This is a genomic window from Pseudomonas protegens, from assembly GCF_003732485.1.
GTDB classification, from domain to species: domain Bacteria; phylum Pseudomonadota; class Gammaproteobacteria; order Pseudomonadales; family Pseudomonadaceae; genus Aquipseudomonas; species Aquipseudomonas protegens_B.
In genome coordinates, this window is sequence record NZ_MOAK01000080.1 from 258,030 (window position 1) to 258,971 (window position 942).

The window sequence follows — 942 nt, forward strand, 5'->3', positions numbered from 1 at the left end:
TGAAGTGCTGGTGCTGGAGTCCTCCGGCCAGCCACTGCTGGACCAGGCCGCCCAACGCATCGTGCGCCTGGCGGCGCCGTTCGCCCCCTTCACCGGCGACCTGTCGGACATCGACCGCCTGGAAATCATCCGCACCTGGCGCTTCGCCCGGGGCGACAAACTGTCCAGCAACTGATCCGCCCCTGCCAGACAGGCGTAAACACCAACGTCCCCCCGCAGGAGCCGGCTTGCCGGCGAAGAGGCACGCCAACGACACCTTTGCTGGCAAGCCAGCGCCTGCACAGGGTTGCGCTTGTCAGCCGGGCCCGCCACCGCCACACTAGCGCTCATGAAAAATGTCAGCCCCAGCTATCTCAAGCATCACTTCCTGATCGCCATGCCGCATATGGCCGACCCGAATTTTGCCCAGACGTTGACCTATATCGTCGAGCACAATGCCAGCGGTGCCATGGGCCTGGTGATCAATCGGCCCCTGGACCTGAGCCTGGCCGATATCCTCGAACAATTGCGCCCCAACGAAGAACCGTCGCTGCTGTGCCAGCACGTGCCCATCTTCAGCGGCGGCCCGGTGCAGACCGATCGCGGCTTTGTCCTGCACCCCAACGGCCCGATCTACCAGGCCACGGTGGAGTTCGAAGGGCTGTCCCTGTCCACCTCCCAGGATGTGCTGTTCGCCATCGCCGACGGCGTGGGCCCGGCCAAGAGCCTGATCGCCCTGGGCTATGCCGGCTGGGAAGCCGGACAACTGGAAGCCGAGCTGGCGGACAACGCCTGGCTGACCTGCCCCTTCGACGCCGACATCCTGTTCAACACCAGCAGCGAATTGCGCCTGGAAGCCGCCGCCCGGCACCTGGGGGTCAACCTCAGCCTGCTCACCAGCCAGGCGGGGCACGCCTGATGGCCTTGCGACTGATCCTCGGCTTCGACTACGGCACCAAGCAG

General features: G+C 65.5%; 2 protein-coding genes. Both read left to right on the plus strand.

Annotation, left to right across the window (positions count from 1 at the left end):
• Window positions 1-175 (plus strand): energy transducer TonB (locus BLX41_RS36010; RefSeq protein WP_259745118.1); only part of this gene is annotated, 175 nt, incomplete at its 5' end.
• Window positions 176-328: 153 nt separating this feature from the next.
• Window positions 329-898, plus strand: a complete 570-nt coding sequence (locus BLX41_RS22410) for a YqgE/AlgH family protein (RefSeq protein ID WP_123726651.1) — start codon at window positions 329-331, stop codon at window positions 896-898.
• Window positions 899-942 lie beyond the last annotated feature (44 nt).